This is a genomic window from Mesorhizobium sp. M2A.F.Ca.ET.037.01.1.1 (assembly GCF_003998075.1).
GTDB lineage: Bacteria > Pseudomonadota > Alphaproteobacteria > Rhizobiales > Rhizobiaceae > Mesorhizobium.
The window spans coordinates 1-1,271 of the sequence record NZ_RZSA01001387.1; the positions used below are offsets into that span (position 1 = coordinate 1).

A 1,271-nucleotide genomic window follows, 5' to 3' on the forward strand; every position below is an offset into this window, starting at 1 on the left:
TTTCAACAGCGTGTAGTCGGAAGACGGCATCTCGCCCAGGCGGCCGCCGATCAAAAGCACGACGTCGGCCTGCTTGATCCGCTCCGCGAGCTTGGGATTTATGCCGATGCCGACATCGCCGGCGTAATTCGGATGGAGATGGTCGAACAGCATCTGACGGCGGAATGAGCAGCCGACCGGCAGCGACCACGTCTCGGCGATCACGCGCATCTGCGCCACGGCTTCCTCGTTCCAGCGCGTGCCGCCGAGGATGACGAAGGGACGCTTGGCGTTGGCGAGCAGCATTTGCGCCGCATCGAGCTCGGCTTCGCCGGGACGCGTCTCGACCGGCGTGTGCGGAAGGGCTGCCGGAGCCTCGACCTCGCTGGTCAGCATGTCCTCGGGCAGCGAGATGACCACAGGGCCGGGGCGTCCTGACGTCGCGACCGAGAAAGCGCGGGTGACGAATTCGGGAATGCGCGCGGCATCGTCGATCTCGACCACCCATTTGGCGATGTCGCCGAAGAAACGCTTGTAGTCGACCTCCTGGAAGGCCTCGCGTTCCTTGGCGTGGCTGGCGACCTGGCCGATAAACAGGATCATGGGCACCGAATCCTGCATGGCGATATGGACGCCGGCCGAGGCGTTGGTGGCGCCTGGGCCGCGGGTGACGAAGCAGATGCCGGGCTTGCCGGTCAACCGTCCCTGGCAGTCGGCCATCATCGCGGCACCGCCCTCCTGGCGGCAGACGATGGTGCGGATCGAGGAGTCATGCAGGGCGTCGAGCACTGCGAGATAGGATTCGCCCGGAACGCAGAAGATGCGGTCGGTGCCGTTCGCCTCGAGCGCCTCGACGATCAGTTGTCCGCCGGTCTTCATTTTGCTTTCTCCAATTCGGCAAGGATTTCCGCGGTGTGCTCGCCAAGGCGCGGCGAGGAGCGCTCATAGACGAGCGGTGTGCCCGACATCACCATCGGCGCGCGCACCGAGGGCAGGCGGTTGCCATGGCCGTCGTCAAGGTCGAGCCGCATCCCGCGCGCGATGGTCTGCGGGTCGGCGAACATCTGGCCGATCGTGTTGATCGGGCTCGCCGGCACTCCGGCGGCCTCCAGCTTCGCCAGCAGCGAATCGCGGTCGAATGTAGCCAGCCTCTCGATAATCGTCTCACGCAACCTTGCGCGGTTGGCGACCCGCGCGGGGTTGGTGGCGAAATCCGGATTAGCGGGCAGATCGGCGAGACCGACCACGGCGCAGAACTTGCCGAACTGGCCGTCATTGCCGACAGCCAGGAT

The 1,271-nt window shown here is 65.6% G+C and carries 2 protein-coding genes; both read right to left on the reverse strand.

All coding sequences use genetic code 11. The features are described from left to right. Window positions 1–858: thiamine pyrophosphate-binding protein (locus EOA27_RS36975; protein ID WP_245491334.1), on the reverse strand; the 858-nt coding region annotated here is incomplete at its 3' end. Then, window positions 855–1,271 (reverse strand): CoA transferase (locus tag EOA27_RS36980; RefSeq protein WP_145970847.1); only part of this gene is annotated, 417 nt, incomplete at its 5' end. The genes EOA27_RS36975 and EOA27_RS36980, both read right to left, overlap by 4 nt.